The organism is Saccharomonospora iraqiensis subsp. paurometabolica YIM 90007, assembly GCF_000231035.2.
Lineage (GTDB): Bacteria > Actinomycetota > Actinomycetes > Mycobacteriales > Pseudonocardiaceae > Saccharomonospora > Saccharomonospora paurometabolica.
In genome coordinates this window covers 227,367-232,582 of the sequence record NZ_KI912259.1, presented here as the reverse complement: position 1 = coordinate 232,582, position 5,216 = coordinate 227,367, and the positions used below count along the sequence as shown (strand labels likewise).

Sequence of the window (5,216 nt, the reverse complement as noted above, 5' to 3'; positions counted from 1 at the left end):
CCGCCGCCGCGCGCACGGCGCCGCCGGTGACGTAGGTCTGCCGCGAGGCCGAGGTGGAGCCCGCGCTGCCGACCGCGGTGTCGGCCGGTTCGACCGTGACCCGCTCGACGCCCAACTCCTCGCGCACGATCTGCCGCAGCACGCTCACCAGGCCCTGGCCGACCTCGACGGCGGCGGTGTGCACCGTGGCGGCGGGCTCGCCGCCGAGCACCCGCAGCCGCACCCGCGCGGTGGAGTGGTCGTCGAAACCCTCGGAGAAACAGATGTTCTTCAGGCCCACCGCGTAACCGATCCCGCGCACCACCCCCTCGCCGTGCGTGGTGTTCGACACCCCGCCGGGGAGCAGGCGCGGGTCCGGTTCCCCGGCACCTCCCGGTTCCGGGGGCAGCGGCATGTCCCGCACCCGCTCCAGTAGCTCCGCCACCGGGGCGGGAGCGTCCACCACCTGCCCGGTCGGCATCGACGATCCTTCGCGCAGCGCGTTGCGCCGGCGCACCTCGACCGGGTCGAGCCCGCACTCGCGCGCCAGTGCGTCCATCTGGGACTCGTAGGCGAACGCCGCCTGCACGGCGCCGAAACCGCGCATCGCGCCGCACGGCGGGTTGTTCGTGTAGACGCCGCGGCAGTCCAGGGTCACGTTCGGCACCTCGTACGGGCCGACGCCGAGGGTGGCGGCGTTGCCGGCGACGGCGCCGGTGGTCGAGGCGTAGGCACCGCCGTCGAGGACGATCTCGGCCTTGACGTGGACGAGTCTGCCGTCCCGGTCCGCGTGGTGTTCGTACCGCAGCACCGCCGGATGCCGGTGCACGTGCCCGTGGAAGGACTCCTCACGGTCGTAGACCATCTTCACCGGCCTGCCGGTGCGCAGTGCGAGCAGGCAGGCATGGATCTGCACGGACAGGTCCTCACGTCCGCCGAACGCGCCGCCCACCCCGCCGAGGGTCAACCGGACCTTCTCCGTCGGCAGCCCCAGCGCGGCCACGACCTGCCGCTGGTCGGCGTGCAGCCACTGCGTCGCGACGTACAGGTCCACCCCGCCGTCGTCGGCGGGCACGGCCAGCCCCGCCTCCGGGCCGAGGAAGGCCTGGTCCTGCATCCCGACCTCGTAGGTGCCGGCGACCACGACGTCGCCCACGGCGCCGGGGTCGCCCCGGCGGACCGGCACGTGCCGCACGACGTTGCCGCCCGGGTGCAGGGCGGGCCCGTCGCCCGCGGCGGCGGCCACGGGATCGGTCACCGGCTCCAGGACCGCGTAATCGACCGCGATCCGCGCCAGGGCGCGGCGCGCCGTCTCCGGGTGGTCGGCGGCCACCAGCGCCACCGGCTCCCCCCGGTAGCGCACCACGTCCCCGGCCAGCACAGGCTGGTCGGGCCGTTCCAGGCCGTAGCGGTTCTCGCCGGGCACGTCCTCGTGGGTCAGCACCGCGTGGACGCCCGGCAGGGCCACCGCCCCGGTGACGTCGATGGCGGTGATCCGGGCGTGCGGGTGGGGGCTGCGCAGGGTCGCGCCCCAGATCATGTCGTCGTGCCAGAGGTCGGACGCGAAGGCGAACGCGCCGCGCACCTTGGCCGGGCCGTCGGGCCGGGCCGGGCTCGACCCGATGCCGCCCGTGGCGTCGGTGTGGGTGTCGGTGTGGGTGTCGGTGTGGGTGGACGTTCCGGTCGTGCTCATGGCCGTGTGCCCTCCAGTCGTCGACTCGCGGCGCGCAGGTCGGCGGCGAGTGCCGCCGCGTCGGCGGTGCGCAGCGCACCGTCGGTCACGACCCGGCGTCCGCCGACCAGCGACAGCCGCACCTCCGGCACGGCGCCCAGGACGAGCGCCGCCACGGGGTCGTCGATCCCCGCGTGCGGGAGACCGTCGGTGGCCCACACGACGAGATCGGCGAGCTTGCCCGGCTCCAGTGACCCCAGCTCGTCCTGCCTGCCGAGGCAGCGCGCGCCGTCCGCCGTGGCCATCCGCAGCGCCTCCCGCGGCGCCAGCGCACGCGGGCCCCCGCGTTGCCGGGCCTGGAGCACCGCCTGGTGCAGCTGTTCGCCCAGCCCCCCGGACTCGTTGGACGCGGCCCCGTCGACACCGAGCCCGACGGGGACACCCGCGTCGAGCAGGTCCCGCACCGGGGCGATCCCGGTGCCGAGCCGGCCGTTGGAGGTGGGGCAGTGCGCCGACCCGGTGCCGGTGGCGCCCAGTTCGCGGACTTCCGCGGGCGAGACGTGCACCGTGTGCGCGAGCCACACGTCCTCGCCCAGCCACCCCAGCGCCTCGGCGTGGGCGACCGGGTCGCGGCCGTACTCGGCCCGGCACCGTTCCTGCTCGTCGAGGGTCTCGGCCAGGTGGGTGTGCAGCCGCACGCCGCGTCCGCGGGCGAGCTCGGCGGCACCGGTCATGAGCTCGTCGGACACGGTGAACGGCGAGCACGGCCCGACCGCCACGCGCAGCTCCGCACCGGGCGTGGGGTCGTGCCAGGTGTCGATCGCCTCCTCGGTGCCGGCGAGCGCGGCGTCGGTTCCCTCGACGAGGTGGTCCGGGGGCAGGCCGCCGTCGGAGGCCCCCCGGTCCATCGACCCGCGCACCAGGTGGGCGCGGACACCGACCGCGCGCACGGCGTCCACCAGCGCCGCCATCTGGTCGCCGCCGTCCCGGGGGAAGACGTAGTGGTGGTCGGCGACGGTGGTGCACCCGGTCAGCGCCAGCCGTGCCAGCCCGGCCGCCGCGGCGGACCGGGTGATCTGCGCGTCGAGCCGTCCCCACACCGGGTACAGCGTGACGAGCCACTCGAACAGGGTCGCGTCGGTCGCCCACCCGCGGGTGGCCCACTGGTACAGGTGGTGGTGAGTGTTCACCAGCCCGGGCGTGACCAGGCACCCGCCCGCGTCCACCCGCTCCCCGGACACCCCCTCGGGCGCGGGCCCGGCCCCGACGGCGGCGATCCGCTCACCGTCCACCACGACGTGCCCCCCGTGGTACTCGCTCCCCGCCGCATCCACGGTCACGACCACCGCATTCTCGATCACCAACACCGCACTCCCCCGTTCCCACGCAAGCCCGCCCGCGAGTCGCCACCCCACGACCGCGAGTCGCCACCCCAGGCCCGCGAGTTGACACCCCACGACCGCGAGTTGGCACTCCAGGACCGCGAGTTGACACCCCAGGACCACGCGTCGACGCCCCGACGCCGCGAATCGGCGTCCCGGGACGGTGACCGCCCGGTTCCTCCGGCCTCCCGGGAGGCCGGAGGGGTGATCGGTGGTACCCGGTGTGTGTCGGGGCGGTGCCCGGATCGGCCGGCACACCGGCACGCCCGCGCCGACTCGCCGACACGGGAGGGCGACTCGCCGACACGGGAGGGCGACTCGCCGACACGGGAGGGCGACTCGCGGGCACGGGAGGGCGACTCGCGGGCACGGGGTGTCGACTCGCGGGCATGAAGTGGCGACTCGCGGGGGTGGGGGGTCATGGGTGGGCCGCCCGGCGGACCGCGGCGAGGATGGTCTCGTAGCCGGTGCAGCGGCAGAGGTTGCCGGCCAGGGCCTCGCGGATGTCGGTGTCGGCGGGGTCGGGGACGCGGGAGAGCAGATCGTGCACCGCCACGACGAGGCCGGGGGTGCAGAAGCCGCACTGGACCGCCCCGGCGTCCAGGAACGCCTGCTGCACCGGGTGCAGCTCCTCGCCCTCGGCCAGCCCTTCCACGGTGCGGACCTCGCGGCCGTGGGCCTGCCCGGCCGCCACCAGGCACGCGCACACCGCGACCCCGTCCAGATACACCGTGCACGAGCCGCACTCGCCCTGCTCGCAGGCGTTCTTCGACCCGGGCAGCCCGAAGGTGTCCCGCAGCAGGGACAGCAGGCTCGCCCCTTCCCACACGTCGTCGGCCCGCCGGGCCGCACCGTTGACCGTCACCGTCAGGCGCACGAGCGCACCCCTTCCCTGTTCCAGTGGTCCCGCCACGCCCAGGTCAGGGCGCGGCGTGCGAGGACGGCGAGCGCGTGCCGCCGGTAGTCCGCGGTGCCGCGCACGTCGTCGATCGGGTCGGCGGCCCCGGCGACGAGCGCGCCGAACCGCTCGACCAGCGTGTCCGGCAGCGGTGCCGGGTCGTCCCACGGCAGTTCGGTGGTGAGGAACCGCTCGGCCTCCTCCGCCCGCCGGGGCACGGGCCCGGCCGAGCCGAAGGCGGCGCCGACGTAGTGCGGCCGGAGCACGAGGGCGAGCGAGCACACCGCGATGACCATCGCGTTGCGCGTGCCGACCTTGCTGAACTGCTCGGCACCGGACAGCGCGGGCAGATGCACCGCGGTGATCAGCTCGTCCGGGGCGAGGACGGTGCGTCCGGGCCCGAGGTAGAACCGCTCCGCCGCGACCAGCCTGCTGCCCCGGACCGACGCGAGTTCCATCCGCGCCCCCGAGGCCAGCAGCACCGGATGGGTGTCCCCCGCGGGGGAGGCCGCGCCGAGGTTGCCGCCCACGGTGCCCCGGTTGCGGATCTGCGGTGAGCCGACGGTCCGGGACGCCGCCGCCAGGCCCGGCAGCCGCCCACCGAGTTCGTCGATCACCCGTGCGTACGGCACGCCCGCGCCGAGCCGCACCTGCCCGTCGGCGACCGAGACGGTGGCCAGTTCCTCGATCCCGGTGAGATCGAGCAGGGTCTCCGGGCGGCGCCGGTCGAAGTTCAGCTCCACCATCACGTCGGTCCCCCCGGCCAGGGGAACCGCCTCGGGGCGGTGTGCCCTGACCGCCAGGGCCTCGGCCAGACTCGCCGGTCGCACGAACTCCACGGATGCCTCCCGGTGACGAGGGTGTGTCCCAGTACACAACCCTCCGGCGGCAGCGGCAACGGCGTCCGCGCCGAATCCGGGGGCAGCGCACGCCCCGGTTCTTGTGCTTTCCTACAACCCCATGACGACGGTGCGGACCCTGCTGGCGATGCCCGAACTGCGTCTGCGCGCACGGGCGGGCGACGACCTGTTCGACCGCGGGATCTCCCGGGTCTACGTCACCGAACTGCCCGATCCGAGCCGCTACCTCGCCGCGGACGAGCTGGTGCTCAGCGGTCTGCTGTGGTGGCACGGGCCCGCCGACGCGGAGGTGTTCGTCTCCGCCCTGGCACGGGCGGGATGCGCGGCGCTGGCGGCGTCCGGCGCGGACACCGGCGGGATCCCGGACGCGCTGGTGCGCGCGTGCCTGCGGCACCGGGTGCCGCTGCTGGAGGTGCCCGCCGACC

General features: G+C 75.4%; 5 protein-coding genes. 1 reads left to right on the top strand and 4 read right to left on the bottom strand.

Annotation, left to right across the window (positions count from 1 at the left end):
• The 4 genes from SACPADRAFT_RS29280 to SACPADRAFT_RS0222000 form a co-directional block, all read right to left on the bottom strand.
• Positions 1-1,672: xanthine dehydrogenase family protein molybdopterin-binding subunit (locus tag SACPADRAFT_RS29280; RefSeq protein ID WP_007026378.1), on the bottom strand; the 1,672-nt coding region annotated here is incomplete at its 3' end.
• Positions 1,669-3,018, bottom strand: coding sequence for an 8-oxoguanine deaminase (locus SACPADRAFT_RS0222010; protein ID WP_028662678.1), 1,350 nt, complete (start codon positions 3,016-3,018; stop codon positions 1,669-1,671). The genes SACPADRAFT_RS29280 and SACPADRAFT_RS0222010, both read right to left, overlap by 4 nt.
• A gap of 433 nt (positions 3,019-3,451) precedes the next feature.
• Positions 3,452-3,910, bottom strand: coding sequence for a (2Fe-2S)-binding protein (locus SACPADRAFT_RS0222005; RefSeq protein WP_007026380.1), 459 nt, complete (start codon positions 3,908-3,910; stop codon positions 3,452-3,454).
• On the bottom strand, positions 3,901-4,770 hold the full coding sequence (locus SACPADRAFT_RS0222000) for an FAD binding domain-containing protein (RefSeq protein ID WP_007026381.1): 870 nt from the start codon (positions 4,768-4,770) through the stop codon (positions 3,901-3,903). The genes SACPADRAFT_RS0222005 and SACPADRAFT_RS0222000 overlap by 10 nt, the downstream gene beginning before the upstream one ends.
• 121 nt (positions 4,771-4,891) lie before the next feature.
• On the opposite strand from SACPADRAFT_RS0222000, the gene SACPADRAFT_RS29275 reads away from it, so the two are divergent.
• Positions 4,892-5,216, top strand: a 325-nt coding sequence (locus SACPADRAFT_RS29275; RefSeq protein WP_007026382.1) for a PucR family transcriptional regulator ligand-binding domain-containing protein, incomplete at its 3' end; no start/stop codon positions are given.